This window comes from Candidatus Omnitrophota bacterium, assembly GCA_021735655.1.
Classification (GTDB): Bacteria; Omnitrophota; Gorgyraeia; order Duberdicusellales; family 4484-171; genus JAHKAJ01.
Map to the genome: position 1 here is coordinate 1 of JAIPGM010000002.1, position 21,590 is coordinate 21,590.

General features: G+C 43.0%; 25 protein-coding genes and 1 pseudogene. All 26 read left to right on the forward strand.

The genetic code is table 11. The features are described from left to right. A partial coding sequence (locus K9L86_00935; protein MCF7907433.1) for an MEDS domain-containing protein occupies positions 1 to 2,180 on the forward strand: 2,180 nt, incomplete at its 5' end. Then, positions 2,177 to 2,806, forward strand: a complete 630-nt coding sequence (locus K9L86_00940; protein ID MCF7907434.1) for a response regulator — start codon at positions 2,177 to 2,179, stop codon at positions 2,804 to 2,806. The genes K9L86_00935 and K9L86_00940, both read left to right, overlap by 4 nt. Positions 2,807 to 2,870: 64 nt before the next feature. Beyond that, positions 2,871 to 3,254, forward strand: coding sequence for a response regulator (locus tag K9L86_00945; GenBank protein MCF7907435.1), 384 nt, complete (start codon positions 2,871 to 2,873; stop codon positions 3,252 to 3,254). Positions 3,255 to 3,262: 8 nt separating this feature from the next. Beyond that, a complete protein-coding gene (locus tag K9L86_00950; GenBank protein ID MCF7907436.1) occupies positions 3,263 to 3,679 on the forward strand; it encodes a hypothetical protein in 417 nt (138 codons plus the stop codon). A gap of 1 nt (position 3,680) precedes the next feature. Further along, the gene (locus K9L86_00955; protein ID MCF7907437.1) at positions 3,681 to 3,821 is read left to right on the forward strand and encodes a hypothetical protein; all 141 of its coding nucleotides are present in this window, start codon (positions 3,681 to 3,683) and stop codon (positions 3,819 to 3,821) included. Positions 3,822 to 3,855: 34 nt separating this feature from the next. Continuing rightward, the gene (locus K9L86_00960; GenBank protein MCF7907438.1) at positions 3,856 to 4,239 is read left to right on the forward strand and encodes a class II SORL domain-containing protein; all 384 of its coding nucleotides are present in this window, start codon (positions 3,856 to 3,858) and stop codon (positions 4,237 to 4,239) included. A gap of 11 nt (positions 4,240 to 4,250) precedes the next feature. Further along, positions 4,251 to 4,439, forward strand: coding sequence for a ferredoxin (locus K9L86_00965; GenBank protein MCF7907439.1), 189 nt, complete (start codon positions 4,251 to 4,253; stop codon positions 4,437 to 4,439). Between the two features lie 16 nt (positions 4,440 to 4,455). After that, positions 4,456 to 4,881, forward strand: a complete 426-nt coding sequence (locus K9L86_00970; GenBank protein MCF7907440.1) for a ferritin-like domain-containing protein — start codon at positions 4,456 to 4,458, stop codon at positions 4,879 to 4,881. An 11-nt stretch (positions 4,882 to 4,892) separates the two neighbouring features. After that, positions 4,893 to 5,096: a hypothetical protein gene (locus tag K9L86_00975; protein ID MCF7907441.1), complete on the forward strand. Its 204-nt coding sequence runs from the start codon at positions 4,893 to 4,895 to the stop codon at positions 5,094 to 5,096. 8 nt (positions 5,097 to 5,104) lie between these two features. After that, complete coding sequence (locus tag K9L86_00980) at positions 5,105 to 6,769, forward strand: 2-oxoacid:acceptor oxidoreductase subunit alpha (protein ID MCF7907442.1); 1,665 nt, start codon at positions 5,105 to 5,107, stop codon at positions 6,767 to 6,769. Continuing rightward, complete coding sequence (locus K9L86_00985) at positions 6,766 to 7,617, forward strand: 2-oxoacid:ferredoxin oxidoreductase subunit beta (protein MCF7907443.1); 852 nt, start codon at positions 6,766 to 6,768, stop codon at positions 7,615 to 7,617. Before K9L86_00980 ends, K9L86_00985 begins: the two co-directional genes overlap by 4 nt. A 16-nt stretch (positions 7,618 to 7,633) precedes the next feature. Next, positions 7,634 to 7,843 (forward strand): annotated as a pseudogene (locus K9L86_00990) (dodecin family protein). Beyond that, on the forward strand, positions 7,820 to 8,059 hold the full coding sequence (locus tag K9L86_00995; GenBank protein ID MCF7907444.1) for a rubredoxin: 240 nt from the start codon (positions 7,820 to 7,822) through the stop codon (positions 8,057 to 8,059). Before K9L86_00990 ends, K9L86_00995 begins: the two are co-directional and overlap by 24 nt. 1 nt (position 8,060) lies before the next feature. Then, positions 8,061 to 8,915 carry a thiol peroxidase gene (gene tpx, locus K9L86_01000; GenBank protein ID MCF7907445.1) on the forward strand — a complete coding sequence of 285 codons (855 nt, stop codon included), beginning with the start codon at positions 8,061 to 8,063 and terminating at the stop codon, positions 8,913 to 8,915. After that, positions 8,915 to 10,201, forward strand: a complete 1,287-nt coding sequence (locus tag K9L86_01005) for a dienelactone hydrolase family protein (GenBank protein ID MCF7907446.1) — start codon at positions 8,915 to 8,917, stop codon at positions 10,199 to 10,201. Before tpx ends, K9L86_01005 begins: the two co-directional genes overlap by 1 nt. Then, positions 10,198 to 10,713: a type 1 glutamine amidotransferase gene (locus K9L86_01010; protein ID MCF7907447.1), complete on the forward strand. Its 516-nt coding sequence runs from the start codon at positions 10,198 to 10,200 to the stop codon at positions 10,711 to 10,713. Before K9L86_01005 ends, K9L86_01010 begins: the two co-directional genes overlap by 4 nt. A 34-nt stretch (positions 10,714 to 10,747) precedes the next feature. Continuing rightward, a complete protein-coding gene (locus tag K9L86_01015; protein ID MCF7907448.1) occupies positions 10,748 to 11,497 on the forward strand; it encodes a DUF438 domain-containing protein in 750 nt (249 codons plus the stop codon). Between the two features lie 193 nt (positions 11,498 to 11,690). Next, entirely contained in the window at positions 11,691 to 12,629 is a 939-nt protein-coding gene (locus K9L86_01020; GenBank protein ID MCF7907449.1) for an FAD-dependent oxidoreductase, read from the forward strand. 281 nt (positions 12,630 to 12,910) lie between these two features. Further along, positions 12,911 to 13,402 carry a hypothetical protein gene (locus tag K9L86_01025; protein ID MCF7907450.1) on the forward strand — a complete coding sequence of 164 codons (492 nt, stop codon included), beginning with the start codon at positions 12,911 to 12,913 and terminating at the stop codon, positions 13,400 to 13,402. Positions 13,403 to 13,862: 460 nt separating this feature from the next. Then, on the forward strand, positions 13,863 to 14,816 hold the full coding sequence (locus K9L86_01030; GenBank protein ID MCF7907451.1) for a bifunctional oligoribonuclease/PAP phosphatase NrnA: 954 nt from the start codon (positions 13,863 to 13,865) through the stop codon (positions 14,814 to 14,816). Beyond that, a complete protein-coding gene (locus K9L86_01035; protein MCF7907452.1) occupies positions 14,813 to 15,427 on the forward strand; it encodes a TIGR04282 family arsenosugar biosynthesis glycosyltransferase in 615 nt (204 codons plus the stop codon). The genes K9L86_01030 and K9L86_01035 overlap by 4 nt, the downstream gene beginning before the upstream one ends. Further along, complete coding sequence (locus K9L86_01040; GenBank protein MCF7907453.1) at positions 15,424 to 16,098, forward strand: TIGR04283 family arsenosugar biosynthesis glycosyltransferase; 675 nt, start codon at positions 15,424 to 15,426, stop codon at positions 16,096 to 16,098. Before K9L86_01035 ends, K9L86_01040 begins: the two co-directional genes overlap by 4 nt. 3 nt (positions 16,099 to 16,101) lie before the next feature. Continuing rightward, positions 16,102 to 17,532 (forward strand): FAD-dependent oxidoreductase, encoded by a 1,431-nt coding sequence (locus K9L86_01045; protein MCF7907454.1) that lies wholly within the window; start codon positions 16,102 to 16,104, stop codon positions 17,530 to 17,532. 1 nt (position 17,533) lies between these two features. Next, on the forward strand, positions 17,534 to 18,205 hold the full coding sequence (locus K9L86_01050; GenBank protein ID MCF7907455.1) for a TVP38/TMEM64 family protein: 672 nt from the start codon (positions 17,534 to 17,536) through the stop codon (positions 18,203 to 18,205). A gap of 9 nt (positions 18,206 to 18,214) precedes the next feature. Then, on the forward strand, positions 18,215 to 20,224 hold the full coding sequence (gene arsS / locus K9L86_01055; protein ID MCF7907456.1) for an arsenosugar biosynthesis radical SAM protein ArsS: 2,010 nt from the start codon (positions 18,215 to 18,217) through the stop codon (positions 20,222 to 20,224). Between the two features lie 393 nt (positions 20,225 to 20,617). Next, on the forward strand, positions 20,618 to 21,583 hold the full coding sequence (gene msrB / locus K9L86_01060) for a peptide-methionine (R)-S-oxide reductase MsrB (GenBank protein ID MCF7907457.1): 966 nt from the start codon (positions 20,618 to 20,620) through the stop codon (positions 21,581 to 21,583). Positions 21,584 to 21,590: the final 7 nt, after the last annotated feature.

A 21,590-nucleotide genomic window follows, 5' to 3' on the forward strand; every position in this document is an offset into this window, starting at 1 on the left:
GGCGAGTAGTGGCAGATATAACAAATAACATGAGTTTGCGTAAGACCGGCATAAAGGTGGTTGGAGATATGCCCTGGGGATCGCATCTATGCCAGTTTTACCATACTAAAAGAGATTTGCTTGAAATACTCTTACCTTATTTTAAGGCCGGATTAAAGAATAACGAATTTTGTATGTGGGTGACTTCCGAGCCTCTAGGCACTAAAGAGGCAAAAGGCGCACTTAAGAAAGAGGTAAAAAACCTGGATAGGCTGATTAAAAAGGGGCAGATAGAGATACTGGATTATAGCCAGTGGTACACAAAGGGCGGCAGGTTCAATGCCGATAGAGTATTAGCCGGCTGGGTAGAGAAAGAGCAGCAAGCCTTAAAAAAAGGGTTCTCTGGCCTGCGTCTTACCGGAAATACCTTCTGGCTGGAAAAGGCAGACTGGGAGAATTTTACCGAGTATGAAGCTAAGGTCAACAATACTATTGGCGGCCGCCGGATGCTGGCTATCTGTACTTATTCTCTGGATAGATGCAGCGCATCCCAGGTCATAGACGTTGTCAATAATCATCAGTTTGCCCTGATAAAACGCAAGGGCAGGTGGACTTCCGTTGAAAGCTCATCGTACAGAACGGCAATAAATAATTTAGAAGAGATGAACCGTAGATATCAATTGCTTATTGACAATATACGTTTACATATCGCCGTGATAGACAAAACTGGGAAATTTACCGTGTGGAACAAATATTCGGAAGATTTATTCGGATATACAAAAAGTGAGGCCATTGGGAAGCTTAAGCCAGGGGACATACATATTTCCCGTACGGATGCCGCAAGGGTTATCCGCGGCGCGAAAGAAAAAGGTATTTTTGATGATGAAGTTAAGTTAAGGCGCAAAAATGGCTCGCTTGTAGATGTGCATTTGGTTGTGGTGCCTAATAAAGATCACAAGGGTAATGTAATAAACTACCATGGATTTGGCGAGAACATCACCGAACGTAAGCATGCTGAAAGATTTCTACGTCAATCACACCACGGGCTTGAAAAACGCGTTCAAGAGCGCACTCGAGAGCTAAAACAGCTAAACAAGGCTTTGGAAGCGGCAAAGGATAATCTTAATAGAGCCCAACAAGTGGCACATATTGGAAGCTGGTATCTCGATATAGCGGATAATGCCTTAGCCTGGTCTGATGAAACCTATCACATATTTGGGTTAAATATAGGGTCACCGCTTGATTACGCGAAGTTTCTTGAGATCGTTCATCCGGAAGACAGGGAGTATGTTAATATAAGTTGGCAGAACGCCCTACGTCAAGGGTTCTATGATATAGAGCATCGTATAGTGGTGGCAGGGAGAATAAAATGGGTCAGAGAAAGCGCCCAAGTAGAATTTGATAAGAGAGGTAAGGCTATTAGGGGCATAGGCACGGTACAGGACATTACTGAACAGAAAGAGCATGAAAAGAATACCCGTAAGCTCCAGCAGGAATTAACTCACGTCTCACGGGTTACGACGATGGGAGAACTTACCGCGGCCTTAGCACACGAACTTAACCAACCCCTCATGGCCATTATGAGCAACGCTCAGGCAGCACAGAGATTCCTGGCTAAGAGCAATCCGGATATAAATGAAATCAAAGAAATACTTTCTGATATTGTCAAAGACGATAAGCGGGCAAGTGATGTTATCAATAAGCTCAGAGCATTAATAAGAAAATCCGATATCGAGTTTACAATATTAAATATTAATGATGTTGTCAATGAAGTAGTCTCTCTTGTACACAGTGATATAGTTATAAGGAGTATAACCTTAAATACAGAACTCAGTGACAAAAATCTTTTTGTGAACGGGGACCGGATACAGTTGCAGCAGGTTATTTTAAATCTTATTCTCAACAGTTTTGAGGCAACGAAAGATGTTGATTCCAAGAGGGTTCGTATTCGCACGGCAAAAGAGAATGATGAGTCGATTGTCGTTAGTTTTGAGGATGCGGGAACCGGAATTGATGAAGAAAACCTGAGTCGTATCTTTGAACCATTTTTCACGACTAAGAAAGAAGGCATGGGAATGGGGCTGGCGATTAATAAAGTGATTATTGAATCTCATGGCGGCACCTTGTGGGCAGAGAATAATCCCGATAAAGGAGCGACGTTTTATTTTACTTTGCCCATAAGTAAGGAGTGTTCTAAATGAGGCGGCCGCTTCCAATTGTATTCATCGCCGACGATGATCCATCGGTGCGTAAAAGCTTGGAGAGGTTAATCAAGTCGGCGGGATTTAAAGTGGAGGCCTTTGCTTCGTCGGAAGAGTTCCTTCAACGGAAAATCCATAAAGGAGCCCCAGCTTGCTTAGTACTCGATGTGCGCATGCCGGGATTAAGCGGCATCGATCTTCAAGGAGAACTTGTTCGAAAGGGTATTTTGCTGCCGATCATATTTATTACCGGCCACGGTAGCATTCCTATGAGTGTTAAGGCGATGAAAAACGGCGCCGTAGATTTTTTACCAAAACCCTTTGGTGAAGAAGAACTGCTTTCAGCAATAGACCGGGCAATAGAAAAGTGCGGACAGATGCAAAAAAATGACGCGGAAAAGGCAAAAATCCAGCGCCGGGTCAAGACCCTTACCCCAAGAGAATACGAGTGTTTACGCTGGGTAATTACGGGAATGCTGAATAAACAGATTGCTCCTAGATTAGGTGTTACAGAGAAGACGATTAAAGTTCATCGTGGTCGCCTGATGCATAAAATGCAAGCTGTATCGGTTGCCGACCTTGTCCGCCTTACCCAAAAGTGCGGAATAACCCCAGCCAAAAAGTAACTCGCCCCCTATTGGACTAAGGTCCAATTTACAGCATTTCTTCACTCTGATATCATCACTACTGATGATCAAGATTAAACCAAAAATCTACATAGTTGACGATGATGAGTCCATTCGGCGAGCCCTGAGCCGTCTCATGAAATCTACCGGCTATGAGGCGGAAACGTTTGATTCGGCCCAGCTATTTTTGGACTCTGTTCCTCCCGATACTCAAGGTATCTTGATTTTGGATATTCGCATGCCGGATATAGACGGTTTTGAACTTCAAAGAAGATTAAACGTTTCGCGTTCTAAGTTGAGGATTATTTTTATTACCGCACACGCTCAGGCAGGAGACCGTGAACGTGCGATGAAAGCTGGCGCGAAAGGTTTTTTGCAGAAACCATTTAACGAAACCTCGCTCTTAGATTTGATAAATTCTATATCCATTGAGAAGGATAAAAGATAGGAGGGGGCATGGAATCTAAAATACTGATTATGGATGAAGATGAAGAATTTTTAAAATGGGTTGAAAAAATATTAGCTTTAGCGGGTTATAACACTTTTGCATCTAGCAAAGAAGCCTTTGTAAACGGTAATTTTTTTGGAATAAAATTTGATACTGTGCTGGTGAAGTTCGATGAATTTGAAAATAAGGAATATCATTTGGTTGATAAATTACGCCAGATGTCGAACAGAATTATCCCGATCATAGAAAAAAAATTGTTTTCCAGAAATGCGATTTTAAAACTATTTGAAACACTGGGGATTAAAAAATATCTTTTAAAGCCTTTTAATCCCTTGGATGTAATTGCCGCAATTGAGATGATTCCAGAAGTAGAATATCCGGAAAATGCAGTAGAAACCATAGCTGTAGAAAAGGGAGGTGGTTAAAATGGGGTGCAATAGCTGCGAGCCAAAAAAGGATAATAAAGCAATATATGTATGTACAGCATGTGGCAAAGAGGAGATAAGGGAAGTTAAAGATGGCGAAGTGGTAAAGAGCTGCTGCGGACAGCCGATGAAGAAAAAATAATAGTGAAAAGCTATATTACAGGAGGTGGTAAGCGATGGAAAAGACATGGACATGCCAGGAGGATATTTTGTGCGGGGTTAATGAGCCAAAGGATAAAGCTAATCCTACAGACCTTGAGAAGAAACATATTCCTATAATAGAAGCACCGGACAAGGTTAAAAAGGATGAACTTTTTGAGATTAAAATTGAGATCGGAAAGTTATTAGCCCACCCTAACGAACCGGCTCATTTTATAGAGTGGATCGAACTTTATTGTGGGCACACATTCTTAGGGAGAGCGTCTTTAAGCGGCGGTGCAAGCTATCCAACAGTGACTTTTCAGGTGAAACTAAGTCATGCTCACGGGCCGCTGAAAGCCTGGGGAAAATGTAATATACATGGTTTGTGGGAAGGCCTGAAAACAATAACTGTAGAATAGGAGGTATCATAATGAAAGCGATCGTAAATCAGGAAACATGTACAGGTTGTACTTTATGCGCTCAAGCCTGTCCGGATATCTTTGAAATGGATGGTGAAAAGGCAAAAGTTCTTGTTGACGTTGTAGCGAAAGATAAAGAAGAATGCAGTAAGAAGGCAGCCGATGAATGTCCGGTTACGGCCATATCTATAGAAGAATAATGAAAGGAGGCGAGAGATGGCGAAAATAACGAAAGAGAAACTGATTGAGCTTCTTAATAAGGACTTGGGTTTAGAGTATACCGCGTGTGTGCAGTATACCCAGCATCAAGGGGTCCTAAAAGGCGCGATGTATCAGAACATGCAGAAAGAGCTGGTTATCCACGCCCAAGAAGAGCTCGCGCACGCGACAACGATTGCGGCTCAAATAGACTATTTGGGAGGCTTTCCGACCGTTGATATGCCGCTGCCTAAAACCTCTAAAGAAAACGAAACCATGCTGAAACAGGATCTAGAAGGGGAAAACGACGCTATTGCAAGGTATATAGTGAGGATAAAACAGGCTGAAGAACTGAATCTTTATCACTTAGCCCAGCAGTTAAGAAATATCCTGGCTGTTGAGCAGGAACACGCTATGGATTTAGAGCAGGCCCTGGGTAAATAAAAATGGTTGTTTTGAAAAAAAAGAGAGCTAGACAAAAGGTGTTTCTTTATGGCCAGAACCTCAAGCCGGAAGATATTCTTATTTATCTACCAACTGCCTTTAGGCAGAAATTGACCAAAAGGCAAGCTAACTATCTTAAGCAGGCTTTTTTTAAAACGGTTCTAGCCTACCAAAAGAAAGAAGAGCAGGATTATTTAAATAAAATGCTGGTTTAGGTGAGAAGATGCAAGAGTTATCTATATTGATCGGTGGCAAGGCCGGTTTTGGCATAGACCGTTCGGGTATGGTTTTAGGCCGGCTTTTAAACAGGCTGGGGTATCGCATTTATATATACCGCGATTATCCTTCACTTATCCGTGGAGGGCACACCTTTTCTGTGATACGTGCCTCAAAAAACAGGATAGCTGCTTACGCTGACAAGGTGGATTTTGTTTTAGCTTTAAATAAGGAGACACTCGATTTACATAAAGATAGGCTAAAAAAAGATTGCATGTGTATTTATGATTCTGAACAAACAGATGCAATGTCCGGTCTTTGTTGCCTGGGGCTACCATTGAGTAAGTTCCTTAAAATAGAAAAAGCGCCCGAGTTGATGCGTAATACTTGTATGCTTGGCGCACTGACAAAAGCTATCGGCCTAGACTTTGAAATTTTAGAAGATGTCCTGAAAAAAGAGTTTTCTCAGAATGCCGATCTCAATATAAAAGTTGCCAGAAGGGGCTTTGAAGAAGCTAAAGAACTTATTAAGATAGATCCTTTGAATAGGGAAAGTTTGCCGTTACTTACTGGGAATCAGGCCATTGCCTTGGGATTGGTCAAAGGAGGCCTAAGGGCCTATGTTTCTTATCCGATGACTCCCAGTTCTCCGATATTACATTATCTGGCGAATGTGGCGGATGATTTTAACTTGGATGTGGTTCATCCGGAAAGCGAAATAAGCGTTATACTTATGGCGTTAGGTTACGCGTATGCCGGTAAGAAAGCGGCAGTAGGAACATCGGGCGGCGGTTTCTGCCTTATGACCGAAGGCTTAAGTCTGAGCGGTATGGCTGAATTACCCGTTGTAATAGTCCTTGGCCAGCGGCCGGGCCCGTCAACGGGTCTGCCTACCTACTCCTCGCAGGGAGATTTACATTTTGCCTTGAGCGCCGGCCATGGTGAATTTACGCGTTTTGTTGTCGCGCCCGGTGACGCCGAAGAATCATATTACTGGTCGGCGATGTCCATGAATATCAGTTGGAAATATCAGATCCCGGCTATAATTCTTACTGACAAAGAGTTAGGGGAAAGTACATCAAATTTCGATATATCGTTAATCGGAAATGTATCTGAAGAAGAAATAGCTATGCGGGATGGAAAATTGCCTTATAAAAGATATGCACTTACAGATAACGGCATTTCACCTTTAGCCTTCCCCCCGGTTAAGAATGAAATGATCAAAGTAAACAGCTATGAGCATGACGAATTTGGTATAACCACAGAAGTACCGGAAGAGACCATAAAGATGCAGGAAAAACGATTGCGTAAAGAAAAATTTTTAGCAGAGGAACTTGAGGGGGTCAAGGCGGTAAATGTATATAATGGCAAGAGAGATGACATCGCACTTCTTTGTTGGGGTTCTAACAAGGGCGTCGGTGTTGAAATTGGAGAAAAGTTAGGAATAAAAGTCATTCAGCCGGTTGTGCTTAATCCTTTTCCAATAAAACAATTTCAGCAGGCTCTATCAGGAGTAAAAAAGCTTATTTCAGTAGAAAGCAACGCAACCGGCCAGCTTGCGAGACTCCTTAATAATTATGGTATTAGCGTTGATGAGAAAATTCTGAAATATGACGGCAGGCCATTTGGCATTGAAAGATTAGAAGAGAAGGTAAAAGAGGTGATAGCATGACTTCCCAGAACTTAGAAACTAACGCTAAAAACACATGGTGCCCGGGCTGCGGTAATTTCGCTATTTTAAATTCCATAAAAGCGGTCTTAAAAAGTATCCGTGAAGAAGGAACGTCTTTAGAGAATGTGGTATTGGTCTCCGGGATCGGTTGTCATGCTAAAATAGTTGACTATATAAACGCGAACAGTTTCTATTCTATTCACGGAAGAGCCACACCAGCAGCCGAAGGAATTAAACTCGCGAATCCAAATCTTAAAGTTATAGGTTTTGCCGGTGACGGTGACGCTTATGGCGAAGGATTGGAACATCTGATATTCGCCGCTAAGCGGAATATCGATATTACTATGATAATACATGATAATCGTGTATACGGGCTTACAACTGGCCAGTATACCCCTACATCTCCGCTTGGTTTTAAAGGCCGTTCGACTCCCGGGGGAAGTAAGGAACGCCCGATTAACCCTCTTGAACTTATGCTGGCCAGCGGCGCGACTTTTCTTGCCAGAGGTTTTTCACATGGAATAGAACAGCTCAAGAAAATATTTAAGGAAGCGATAAACCATAAGGGCTTTGCTTTGGTAGATGTACTTCAAGTTTGCGTTACCTTCTATAACATGTATGAGTACTACGATAAACGAGTGTATGAACTAAAAGATCATGATGCAGGAGATTATGCCGAGGCGCTTAATAAAATAAAGGAATGGAATTATCACGATGATTCGAAGATAGCGCTTGGTGTATTATATAAAAAAGAAAGTCCGACTTTTGAAGAGGGGCTTTCATCATCCGGAAAAAGCGAAATAGACGTTGATTCAAACATAAAAAGCATACTGGCTAAAACTATTTAATTGTGAAGGAGGGGATATGAGAGATCATGTTTATAAAGTTGTTGAGCTTGTCGGGTCTTCAAAAGCCACCATAGAAGATGCGGTTAAAAACGCTCTTTCCAAGTCGTCGGAATCTATCAGAAATTCACGATGGTTTGAGGTTAATCAAATAAGGGGGGAAATAGAAGACGGCGAAGTATCGTATTGGCAGGTTGGGTTAAAGCTGGGGTTTACAGTCGAAGGGAGCAGCCGGAAAGAAGAGGTACCTGTCGAAACAAGTAAAAAAGCGGCAAAAACAGGGAAATACCAATGCAAGGTTTGCAGCTATATCTATGATCCCGAAAAAGGTGACCCGGATAACGGCATAAAAGCGGGGACCTCTTTTAAAGATTTACCCGATGACTGGAAATGCCCGGAATGCGGTGTAAACAAGGATCAATTTGAAGAAATGAAGGGAGAGTAATATGGATAGAAGAATTACCTTGAAGTCAAAAACACTGTTTTTGGCAGGCAGGAGAGTCAAAGAAGGAGACTCGGCGTCACAATTTTATGCAGTTGATAGCGAGCTTAAGGAAGTTAAACTAACTGACTACAAAGATTCTATAAAAATCATCACCTCTTTTCTTTCTCTGGATACACCTACTTGTAATTTGCAAGTTAAGGAATTTAACAAAAGGGCTAGCAAGTTGGCAGAAGATATTGTTGTTATCGGCATCAGCCAGGATTTACCTTTCGCCCAAAAGCGCTTTTGTGAGGCGAATAAAATCGAGAAGGTAATAACTCTTTCTGATTACAAAACCAACTCTTTTGGCATTAATTACGGCCTTTTGATTAAAGAACTGCGCCTTCTGGCCCGTGCGGTTATTATTGTAGATAAAAACAATGTCATTCGTTATGTTTCGATTGTTCAAGAGGCAAGTGATGAGCCGGATTACCAGTCAGCGCTAAAGGCACTAAAAGATGTGATCGAAAAACCATTTCTTAAGGGATCCCAAGAGAGGCCTTCTCATTGTCTTCCCTGTGAAGCCGGTACCCCACCGCTTAAAGAGGGCCGCATAGAGCAGTTAATGGCTACTGTTGAGGGCTGGGAACTTATCGAAGGCAAGAAAATAAAAAAGACTTTTAAATTCAAAGATTTTATTGAGGCCAAATATTTTTTGGATATTATTAGCGTCATTGCCGAAGAGCAGGGCCATCATCCTAACATCACGATTATTTATAATAAAGTAACGATTACGCTTACCACTCACGCTATCGGCGGGCTTAGCGATAATGATTTTATTATGGCTCAGATCATAGATGAAATAGGGGGGGCCTGATGAAAAGAGTCATAGCGATATATCGTTGGGGACTCATATTGATAACCGGATTTGTTTTATTATTTTTGCCGAAACTTGCCCAAGCCGAGATACACGCTGAAACTATAGAGTATAAAGACGGCGAGGTTATTTTGGAAGGGTATCTTGCTTATGATGACTCAATAAAAGAAAAACGTCCCGGGGTTTTAGTCGTGCATGAGTGGACAGGCATAAACGATTATATAAAACAACGTGTTAATCAATTGGCAGAAGAAGGTTATATAGCTTTTGCGGCTGATATTTATGGTAAAAGCATCAGACCGCAAAATAAGGAAGAAGCGGCTAAGCAGGCGGGCATTTACCGTGCCGACCGTAAACTCATGCGCAGAAGGGTACAGGCGGGTTTGGCCTGCCTTAAAAAAAATCCGATCACCGACCCTTCGCGTATTGCCGCGATAGGTTATTGTTTCGGCGGTGGCGTGGTCTTGGAGCTTGCCCGAAGCGGAGCTGATGTCGAGGGAGTGGTAAGCTTTCATGGCAACCTGGATACTCCTAACCCGGAAGACGCCGGAATGATAAAAGCGAAAGTGCTGGTTCTTCATGGTGCCGATGATCCCCATGTTCCAATGAGACAGGTAAAAGATTTTGAGAGGGAAATGGACCGGGCAAATGTGGATTGGCGCATGGTAAGTTACAAAGGCGCTGTCCATAGTTTTACGAATCCGGCGTCCGGAAACGATCCTTCCACGGGCGCGGCTTACAACAAAGAAGCGGATATGAATTCATGGAAAGAAATGATTGCCTTCTTTAATAAAATATTTCACGATTATAATTGGCCTTTAGAGGCTATGGCAAATATTACCGATACTAGTGGTAAAGAAGTAGGGAAGGTGCTGTTTAGGGAAAACGAAGGCCGCGGAGTAACCATAGATTTAAAGCTACATTCATTTTTACCGGGCAGGCACGCTTTTCATATACATGAATTTCCTGTTTGTGATGCGCCGGACTTTAAATCAGCAGGAGGGCATTTTAATCCTTATGGAAAACAGCATGGGTTTCTGAACGAAAAAGGCCACCATGCCGGGGATTTGCCAAATATCATTGTAGAGGAAAATGGTAATTGCCAGATGTCTTTCACTACGACACAGATAACTTTAAGAAAAGATAAGGAAAATTCTATATTAAGAAAGTTTGGGACATCTCTGGTGATTCATGAGCTGCCGGATGATTATTTCACCGATCCGGCCGGAGGCGGCGGCAAGAGGCTTGCCTGCGGAACAATAAAAGAAGTGGAGGTAAAAAGGTGAAGATAGCAGTATTAGTAGAGGATCATTATCAGGTTTTGGAGGTTTGGTATCCATATTTACGCCTTAAGGAAGAAGGTATAGAAACGGTTTTCGTCGGACCGGGACGGAAAAAAGAATACGGTAGCAAGGAAGGCTATCCTGCCCCCGAAGAGACATCGGTAGAAACAGCTAGTGTGGATGATTTTGACGGGGTGATTGTACCCGGCGGTTACGCTCCTGACTTGTTGCGAAGGTCAAAGAAGATAGTCGATTTTGTGAAAAATATAAATAAACAAAAGAAACTTGTTGCCGCCATATGCCATGCCGGTTGGGTCTTGGTTTCCGCCGGCATATTGAAGGGAAAGAAGGCGACCTGTTTTTCCGCCATAAAAGACGACGTCGTCAATGCCGGCGCGGAATTTATCGACAAGGCGGTCGTTGTTGATGGCAATATAGTAACATCCCGCACTCCGTATGATCTTGGGCCGTTTTGCCGAGAGATCATAAAATTTCTAAAGAGTAAGGGACGTTAAAAACAAATTTGTAGTTTAGCGGAGGAGGTAGATCATGGATAAAGCCGATAGATTAGCCGGCCTTTTAAAGCGGCTCAATACCGGGGAAAATCCGGAAAGCGTGAAGAAGGAGGCCAAAGAATTCTTGGCGGCCCTTGACCCGAAAGACCTTTCATTGGCAGAGCAGAAGTTGATTGAGGCCGGGCTTTCGTATGAAGACTTACGTAACCTCTGTTGTGTCCACATGGAGGTACTTAAGGGCCAGCTGGAGAATATGAAGATAAAATTAAGCCCGGGGCATGTGATCCATACAATGGTTGCCGAGCACGATATGATTTTGGGGTTTTTAGACCAACTTGAGAAGGTGAATAACAACATTCAGAAAATGGACCGATTCAACAGTGACAGGGAAGAATTTAAAGAATTAAAGCATATTGCCGAGCATCTTGTCGGTTCCGAACCGCATCACAAGCGTGAAGAGGATGTCGTATTCCCTGAGATGGAAAAGAAAGGGGTCTCGGCGCCGCAGAAGATAATGAGGATGGAGCATGAAGTACTGCGCGCCCGCAAGAAAGACCTTCTTGGTTTGGTGTCGAAGGCGCAGGTGATGGATTTTAACGAATTCAAAAGTGAACTCGCGGCAACAGCGGGTTATATAATGTTTACTCTGCGTGAGCATATTTTCAAGGAAAACAATATTCTTTACCCCACGGCCATTGAAATCATTGATGAACAAGAAAGCTGGGATAGAATGAAGAAAGAGTGCGATACGATAGGGTACTGCTGCTTTACTCCGGAGCGGTGAAGGCGGCCGGCGTCCGATTCCATCCCTGCCCGCGTGCTAGCCTGAAAATGCGCTCATCATTAAAGGGGCGGATGAAAAAGATTCAGAACACCCCATAAAAGAAATGGTACGTTTCGGGGTAGAGGGAATAACTTTTGCCGAGGCTGTCAAAGATTCCTAAGTTGTTGATATCTTAAGGGGGGGGTGAGACGATATGGCTGATGATTACGACGTGATTATCATCGGTGGCGGCCCTGCGGGATTAACCGCAGGTATCTACGCCGCCCGGACCGGATTATATACGCTGGTCATCGACAAGAATATTCTTGCCGGTGCATTAGGCTCTACGTCAAGAATAGAAAATTACCCCGGCATTCTTAAACCGTGTTCCGGCCGGACGCTGATCGGTAAACTCCGGCGGCAGGCTCAAAAGTTTGGGGCTGAGCTTGTGCGAGAGCGCGTGTTACACACCGAACTGGAGGGTCCCGTCAAAAAGGTCGTTTCCGAAGCCCGGGAATACCGCTCTCGTAGCCTGATTGTCGCCAGCGGGGCCATGGGGAGGAAGGCTTCGGTGGACGGCGAAAAGGAGTTCCTGGGCAAAGGGGTGAGTTACTGCGCGGTATGTGATGCGCCTTTCTTTCGCGGCAAGAAGGTTGCCCTGGTGGGAGGTATCGAGGAAATAAGTCAGGAGATCGGGGTTATCGCCAAATTCGCCAGTGCGATATATATTGTAAGTCTTCAGGCGATAGATAGTCCAGGGAAGAAGACGATCGACTTCGCTGATAACCTTACCGTTTTCACTAACCACCGGTTGAGCAAGATCTATGGGGCAAGGGCCGTTGAGGGTGTTGAAATAATCTCGGCCGGGGGCCAGCGAAAACAGATCGCGGTCGATGGGGTATTTATGTATCTGCACGGCAATCGGCCGCTGGTCGATTTCCTTGGTGATCATTTGAAAACTGGAAGCGATCGCTGTTTGATTGTAAATAGAGAGGATATGTCTACTTCCCTCGAAGGGGTGTTCGCTGCCGGCGATGTTATATGTACCAGGATCCGCCAGGCTGTGGTCGCGGCTTCAGAGGGGTGCATTGCCGCTCTTTCGGCGGAGAAATATATTATGCAGAGGCGGTCGCCTCGTGCGCAATGGCACTGAGCTTGCCGATGAGCATCTGGTCGCGCAAAAGCTGCGGCAGAGGATCGAGGAGGCCGTGGAGCGCTTGCCGCTCAAATAGCGGGTGACTATCATTCTGCACGGTCCGGAGGGTTTTCTGTTGTCGATGCCGGGGTATCCTTCCTGAACGGCAGGATAAAATTGAACAATTTCTCTTCAAAAAAACATAAATTTATTGTACCCTTTCGCTTTTTTCGGCATCAAAATATACATAGGGAAGGTGAGTAAAATAGTGGGGCCTAAAAGAATATTATATGAAAAATATGAAGGTATTGGGGAATATGGTAAAAGCTGGAGATTTATTAGCGGGGGCGCTTTGCGCGGAAGAAGCCCGGGCTCGCTTGAGTGACTATCTTGCCGGAATGATCGGAAACGGAAGAGTTCGAGCGAACTTTAGAGCTTTTTCTAAAGAGGCAATCTCCGCGCAGCAGGAGTTGATCGATTCCCATAAGGGGTTGTTTCCATGTCCGCGAGAAGGAAACGATTTTTGTAAAGCGTGCCGGGCGAATCCGGAAAGCTTCTCACTCGCCGGAGCCCTGCAGTATGGTGTCGAATTAAGCCGGGAGGGGATAGCCTGCTATAAGAGGCTTTCGCGGGGAGCACGCCACACAGACACTAAAAAACGCCTCGGACGGCTTCTCGCGCAGCAGAAGCGCTACCAAAAGTTTCTAACGAGAGAGCAGCGGTTTGACCGCAGCGAGAATGAAATTTTTAGCTTAGGTTTCTCTACTAAAGAGAGCATACTTGATTCCTGAACAGCGGCCCTTAAAGAGGCATTCGGGATAAAAAAAGGGGGGGGTGATTACGATGGCCAGACTGAAAAATATCAAGGAAAAGGCTAAGCGGGTAATCGAAAAAGCAAAAAGTAAAATGAAATGTAAATGTTGAAAGGCCTTGCTGTTAAAGGGAGTGCATTACAAATGAGATGAAAAACAAAAAGGTCAGAAGTGACTCATCTGCGCAAGATTGCCATTGAATAGCCAGCTAGCATCGTAGCAAGAAAGACTCAAGATCCTCTGCCGACGCTTTAAAAAAAGGGGGTCTTGAGTTTATTTTTTCCCTTATTGGACCAAGGTCCAATTTACATCATTTTTTCATTTTGATAATATCTATGTGTCAATTTAGGGCGGAGCATTCTCCGACAGAAGTTAACTTAAAAATAGCCTAAAAATTAGGCAAAAGAGTATGCCGGGTTGCTGGGAAATTAGCTGAAAAATGAGTAATTTAAGGACAATCAAAGAACGAATATTCAAAGCGAAGGATTTCGTCATCGCCTGCCACCGGAATCCCGATGGCGATTGCATTGGTTCTCTTTTAGCCTTAGGTTTGGGCTTGAAAACTTTAAAAAAAAGAGTGATTATGGTTTCTCAAGACGGGGTGCCTTTAAGCTATAGAGGGCTACCGGGGGCCAATAAGATAACTAGAAGATTAGGGAAAGTGCCGGATATGGCCATAACCGTGGATTGCAACTCAAAAGAAATGGTTGGCAGGCCGTTTAAGACTATACGGAAAGCAAAGTATTTATTAGAAATAGACCACCATGAATTTAGGGAACCATATGGCAACATGTTTCTCATAGACACAAAAGCGGCGTCTGTAGGCGAAATGGTTTATAAGTTATTGTATTATTTAAGAATAGGCATAACCAAAGAAATAGCCGAAAATATATTAACTTCTATAATTGTTGAGACTAATTCATTCCGGCTTCCTACAGTAAAGCCGGCTACTTTTAACATTTGTTACAAACTCCAGAAAACCGGAGTGGACTTTCATAAAATTTCCGAAACAGTTTATTGGTCGAAAACTAAACAAGCAGTAATACTTTCCGGCATCTGTATGTCCAAACTCGAATTTTCGCGAAACGGTCAAATAGCCTGGTCAATAGTATCAAAAAAAGATTTTTCCAGCGTGAAGGGCAGGGACGAAGACGTAGACCCCGTGGCTAACGATATACTTGCGATAAAGGCGATCAAGATAGCAGTTTTATTCCGGGAAAAGAGCCAAAATATTTTAAGGGTAAGTTTAAGAGCAAAAGGAGGCATAAATGTTGCCTCGCTTGCTTATAAATACGGCGGCGGCGGCCATTTTGATTCTGCCGGGTGCCAGATCACTAATACTAAAAAAGAGATCAGAGGTTTTATCGAAGCGGCCAAGCGGTTATTGAGATGAAACGTATACTTATTGTTTTTGCCAAAGAGCCTCAGGAAGGCAGGGTAAAAACCCGGCTGTTGGACTGTTTATCCGCTAGAGAATGCCTTAAGCTTTATAAGAAGTTGTTAAAAAATACGGTCAGCTTAGCCAGAAAAGTAAAATGTAGCGGAAGAATTATGGCTTATGATTCTTATAATCAAAGGGCGCCTTTTCTCGAAAGAATAGCTTCGGATTTTACATTTTATAAACAGGCTGGAAGAGGCCTCGGAGCAAGAATGTTTGATGTTTTTAAAGCGATTCTTAAAAGTAATACTAAAGCGGTGATTATCGGCTCGGATTCACCGAATCTACCGATAAATTATATAGACCGAGCTTTTGAGAAACTTAGTAAAAACGATCTTGTCTTAGGCCCCGCCGATGACGGCGGCTATTATCTCATTGGCCTTAAACAGCCATGTAAAAAATTATTCGAAAATATAAAATGGAGCTCTGGTACGGTGTTCGATAGAACGGTCAAGAAGGCAAAAAAACTAAAGAAGAAGACCACTGTTTTGGATTATTGGTATGACATAGATGAGCCAAAAGATTTAAAATATATTAGAAAAAAGCCTGAAAGTGTTGATCGATGAAAGTATCAATAATTATACCAACCTATAATGAAGAAAATAGTATCGAGAGTACTTTAGGGCCCTTGATCGGTGAAAATGGTTGTGAAGTCATTGTTGTGGATGGATATAGCAAGGATAGGACAAAGGAGATCGTCCGTAGCTACCCGGTTATTTTTAAGCAGGCTGGTAAAAATAGAGCTAATCAGCTCAATGCGGGCGCCGGCATTGCCGGCGGGGATGTTTTAGTGTTTCTTCACGCTGATTGTATTTTGGAAAAAGGTGGCTTGCCGGCAATTATAAATAGTGTTAAAAAGGGGTTTATCGGCGGATGTTCCTCGCAAAGAATAAATTCCTCGGCTTTAATTTATAGGTTCATTGAGGCGTCAGGAAATATCCGGGCAAAGCTCTCTCATATCTTTTACGGCGATCAAGCCATTTTTGTCAGAAGAGACATATTCCAAAAAATTGGCGGCTTTGACGATGTCGCCCTGTTTGAGGATATTATATTTTCCCGAAAACTTAAAAAATACGGCAAGACCTGTACTTTAAAGAATAAGATATTTACATCTGCGCGGCGCTGGGAAAAACAGGGAATCATCAAGACGACCTTGATTAACTGGCTGGTCAGTATTGGATTTTTTTTTGGTATCGCCCCGCATATTTTAAAGAAAATATATTCTGAGGTACGGTGAGTTATGAAATATGATTACGATTTGATTATTCTAGGCGGAGGAGCTGCCGGATTGTTTGCTGCCAGTGTGGCTAATACTTTGGGAGCAAAGGTAGCGATAGTTGAAAAGCATAGATTAGGCGGGGATTGTACCTGGTACGGATGCATACCGTCTAAAGCGCTCATTAGATCAGCACAGGTTGCTCATAATCTATGCTGCCCGGAGAAGTTTGGTTTATCTTTAAAGAGGGCCTGCGGCATCGAAGCCGGTTCGGTGATGGCGCATGTCCGGGATGTAACTATTGAAATCGCCGCTCATCATAAGCCCGAGGATCTAAGAAAGAGAGGGATCGAGATCATCTTCGGTAGCCCTCATTTTATAGATGAAGCAACCGTTAAGGTCAGCGATAAGATATATAAAGCGAAAAAGTATATCATTTGTACAGGTTCTCATCCGTTTATTCCAACCATAGAGGGCTTAAGGGAAATAGATTATTTGACTAACGAAACCATATTTGATTTAAAAGAGCTGCCAGGAAGCTTAATTGTTTTAGGCGGCGGGCCGATCGGCATAGAGCTGGCCCAGAGCCTTAAAAGATTGGGTGTTGAAGTCTCGGTAGTGGAGATGTTAGATAGAATTGTTCCTAAAGAAGACAGAGAAGTAGCAGAAGTTTTGGAGCAAAAGCTAAAAGCCGAAGGCATCAGGCTTATGACATCTCATAAGGCGGTTAATTTCGTCAAAAATACTGATAAAATAACAGTAACCCTGGAAGATAAGGGAAAAAATAAATCAGAAATCAGCGCCGATAAAGTTTTGGTCGCGGTGGGAAGGGCTGCGAATATAGCGGGGCTTGATTTAGAACGCTGCGGTGTAAATCACGATAAAAAATCAATTGAAGTAAACAAATTTTTGCAGACAACCAACAAGAATATTTTTGCAGCCGGAGATGCGGTCGGCCCTTATATGTTCAGCCATGTAGCAGCTTATCAAGCTTCGATCTGCGTAAGAAATGCGATGTTTAAAAGATTAGCCTGGCAGAAAGCGAGTTATGAAAATATTGCCTGGGCTACTTTTACCGAACCGGAAGTCGCCCATTTGGGATTGACCGAAGAAGAAGCGAGAAAAAAATACAAGAAAATAAAAATTTACAAGTCGGATTATATTAAGTCAGACCGGGCGGTTACTGATTTAGAAAAGGACGGTTTAGTCAAAGTTATCTGCGAGCGAAACGGCAATATAATAGGGGCGCATATTGTTGGAGCCGCTGCCGGAGAAATTATCCAGGGCCTTTCAATAGCTAAATCCCAGAAAATACCTTTAAGTAAAATTGCCCAAACAATTTTTGTTTACCCTACTTTATCAGAGCTGATCAAGAAAACTGCGGCCTTGAATTTAGTCGAAAAGATGCAAAACCGGCTTATAAAGTTAGCTCTTAAAATAATGAGGCAAAATTGATATGGAAAAAAAGCGATTCGTCAAATCGCCATGGTTTAAAACTATATTTATAGTCGCTGCGCTTGTTGTGGTAATCATAGTCTTAAGGGCTGTTAATGTTGATTTTTCTAATATTAGCGAGGAGAAGTTCAAAAACTGGATTGAGTCTCTCGGTATCTGGGGGCCTCTAGCCTATATTGTGTTATATATTTTGCGGCCGCTTATTTTATTTCCGGCTGCTGTTTTTTCGGCTGTGGCTGGTATTATCTGGGGAACCGGCCTGGGATTTCTTATTCTTTTGATCGCCGCTAATTTATCAGCAACAGTGGAATTTATCTTCGCTCGGTATGCTGCACGTCAGATCATAGAAAGACATCTCGGCCAAAGAGCAGCCACACTTGACAAAAAAATTCAAAAACACGGGTTCGTTACCGTGCTATTGATACGTTTGATACCCAATCTGGCCTGGGACATCCAGAATTTGACTCTTGGTTTAACCAGCCTGAAGCTCCGGGATTACTTTTTGGCCACACTTATCGGGATCATCCCCGGGTCTTTTGCTTTGGTATTTTTTGGCGCATCCTTTATAAAGGTTATTTATAACCCCAAGAATGTTTGGATTTTGGGAGTAGCCATTTTAATTTTCGCCGGTATTTATTATTCCAAGAAATATATTGCCAAGAAACACGGATAGAGGTTTTTCATGAACCCTTTTTTGAATGTTTTAGAATCACAAAATATACCGAAAGAATCCTGTTTAAAAAGAGCAGAGTTGACCACCCTGCAGGTTAATATGGGCGACCTTTGCAATCAAAGCTGTTCGCATTGTCATGTGGGCTCCTCGCCCCAGGGAAAGAAGATCATGCCGCTGGAAGTGGTTGACCGAATTTTAGAGTTTCTTTCAAAAAACAGAGGGCTGATATTGGATATAACCGGCGGCGCGCCGGAACTCAATCCCAATTTCGATTATTTCCTTGAGAAAGCAAGGCCGCTGGCCAGGGAGATTGTCATAAGGTCGAATCTGACCGTGTTTTTTGAACCCGGTAAAGAATACTTGCCCGAATTTTTTAAAAGGAATAACATACATCTTATATGTTCACTTCCCTGTTATGAGGAAAAAAATGTAGACGCCCAAAGAGGCCTGGGTGTATTTGAAAAGAGTATAAAAGCGCTTCAGCTGCTAAATAGCTGTGGATACTCTCAAGATAAAGAACTGGTCTTAGACCTTGCATATAATCCTAAAGGTATAAATCTGCCTCCTCAACAGGATATCCTTGAAAGAGAGTACAGAGAAAACCTTAAAAAAAGTTACGGAGTGGAATTTAACAGACTCGTTGCTATGACCAACGTTCCGATAAAAAGATTCAAGGAATATTTGGAAGCCAACGGCGAATATAGTAATTATGTCCGGCTCCTGGAAGATAATTTCAATCCTGATACGGTTACCGGTATTATGTGTCGGCGGTATCTCAGTGTAGGCTACGACGGAAAATTATACGACTGCGATTTTAACCAATCACTTAACTGGGCTTTAAAGGACGAGAAGGCTAAGCCTCTTAGTATAGATAAAGTAGATATAAAAGATATTGAAAACAGAGATGTTATGGTGGGGGAGCACTGTTTTTCATGTACCGCAGGCTTCGGTTCAAGCTGCCAGGGAGCGCTTGACATTAAGGAAACCGTAAAAGCGTATTACGGCAAAGTCCTTAAAACCACAAAAGACCTAAAGACGACCGCCTGTTGTTCAGTAGATGCTATGCCTAAAAAGCAAAGAGAATACTTGGCTAAAATCCACCCCGAAATTTGTGATAAATTTTATGGCTGCGGCTCTCCTATCCCACCGCTTTTAAAGGACCTAAAAGTTTTGGATTTAGGTTGTGGCACAGGCAGGGATACTTATCTGGTTTCACAGATGGTAGGGAGCAGGGGTTTTGTTATCGGCGTCGACATGACCGATGAACAACTCGATATAGCGAGGAAGCACATTGATTACCAGACAGAAAAATCCGGTTTTAAAAAGCCTAATGTTGATTTTAGGAAGGGTTATATAGAAAACCTAAAAAGTGTCGGTATAAAGGATAACTCTATAGACTTGGTTATATCAAACTGCGTTATTAATCTTTCACCGGATAAGATAGGGGTGTTCTCGGAAGTTTTCCGTGTCTTAAAACCGGGAGGTGAATTTTATTTCGCCGATGTATTCTGCGGCCGCCGGATGCCGGAACACCTCAAGCATGACTCGGTACTTTACGGTGAATGCCTGGGAGGGGCGCTTTACATAGAGGATTTTCGCCGTAGTTTAAGAAAAATCGGCTGTTTGGATTATAGAGTAGTAACTTCCCGAAGAATAGCGCTTAACAATAAAGAAGTTGAAGAGAAAGTCGGCGGGATTGATTTTTACTCTATGACTATACGGGCTTTTAAGCTGGATGATTTGGAAGACATCTGCGAAGATTATGGCCAGACTGCTGTTTATCTTGGCACGATATCCGGATGCGCGCACCAATTCAAACTTGACGATCATCATCTGTTTTTTACCGGCAAACCGATGCTTGTGTGTGGGAATACCGCTTCAATGCTTTCAAATACACGGTACGGTAAACATTTTAAAATAGTTGGAGATAAAAGCCGTCATTTTGGGCCGTTTCCCTGTGGGCCAACTCCCGCGGCATCAAAGACCGATGTAGTCAAAACCGGCGGCAGTTGTTGTTAATAAGATATAACCATTCCGCCGCGTCGGCGGAAAAATTTGCTATCTGAAACACCTTTGTTCTATTAGCTTATTTTAATACGGTCAATTCCGCCGACGCGGCGGAATTGGTTTGACAATACGGTAGATTAAACAAGGAAGTAAATAATGAACTCTACACCCGAAGAAATCAGAGATATGGAACATATGCACAGGAAAATGAGCTATAACCAGATTACGGAGTATATTTACGCGGGAAACAACCTGTGTTGTCAGACACATTTTGAGATGGAGTTATTAGCAAAAGGAATTTCCGCTAAATACAGTGCAAAAAGCCTTTTTAGTTAATTATACCGGGAGGTCCTGATGTCAAAAAAACAATGGTTTATAATATTATTTTTAATAAGCGGGGTATTTATGAGGGATAATTCATTAGCTGAGGAAAATTTGAAGAAGGCTACATTTGCCGGAGGATGTTTTTGGTGCATGGAGGCGGATTTTGAGAAAGTCAAAGGTGTCGAGAAGGTGATTTCCGGATATACCGGCGGGGCCGGTGAAAACCCGGTTTATGAAGATTACAGTCAAAAGGGGCATATTGAAGCCGTGGAAATTTATTACGATCCTTACCGAATAAGTTATCGGAAATTACTGGATATTTTTTGGACCAAGATAGACCCGATTGATGCCGGCGGCCAGTTTTGCGATCGGGGCCAGGCTTACACCACAGCGATTTTTTACCATAACCGGGAACAAAAGCAGTTGGCTGATGAATCAAAACAGCGGTTGGAGGAGTCAGGCAGATTAAAACAGCCCATTGTTACTAAAATCATCAAGGCCGGCAAATTTTATCCGGCTGAAGACTATCATCAGGATTATTATAAAAAGAACCGGTTAAGATATAAATTTTACCGGTTTAACTGCGGCCGCGATCAGCGTCTCAAAGAGATCTGGGGCCGGGTTAGCAAGGATGAGTTAAGAAATAGGTTAACTCCGATGCAGTATAAAGTTACTCAAGAAGACGGCACAGAACCGGCGTTTAAAAACCAATACTGGGATAATAAAAGAGAGGGTATCTATGTTGATATTGTTTCCGGCGAGCCGCTGTTTAGCTCTTTGGATAAATTCGAATCCGGCACTGGCTGGCCAAGTTTTACCAAGCCGCTTGAGCCAGACAATATTGTCGTAAGGGAAGACAGGAGCTGGTTTTCGCTGAGGACGGAAGCAAGAAGCAAACAGGCCGATTCGCACCTTGGCCATGTATTTGATGACGGCCCAAAACCCACGGGGTTACGCTACTGCATAAATTCAGCGGCTTTAAGGTTTATTCCTAAGGAAGATTTAGAGAAGGAAGGGTACCCAGAATATAAAAAACTTTTTGAATAGGGGTATA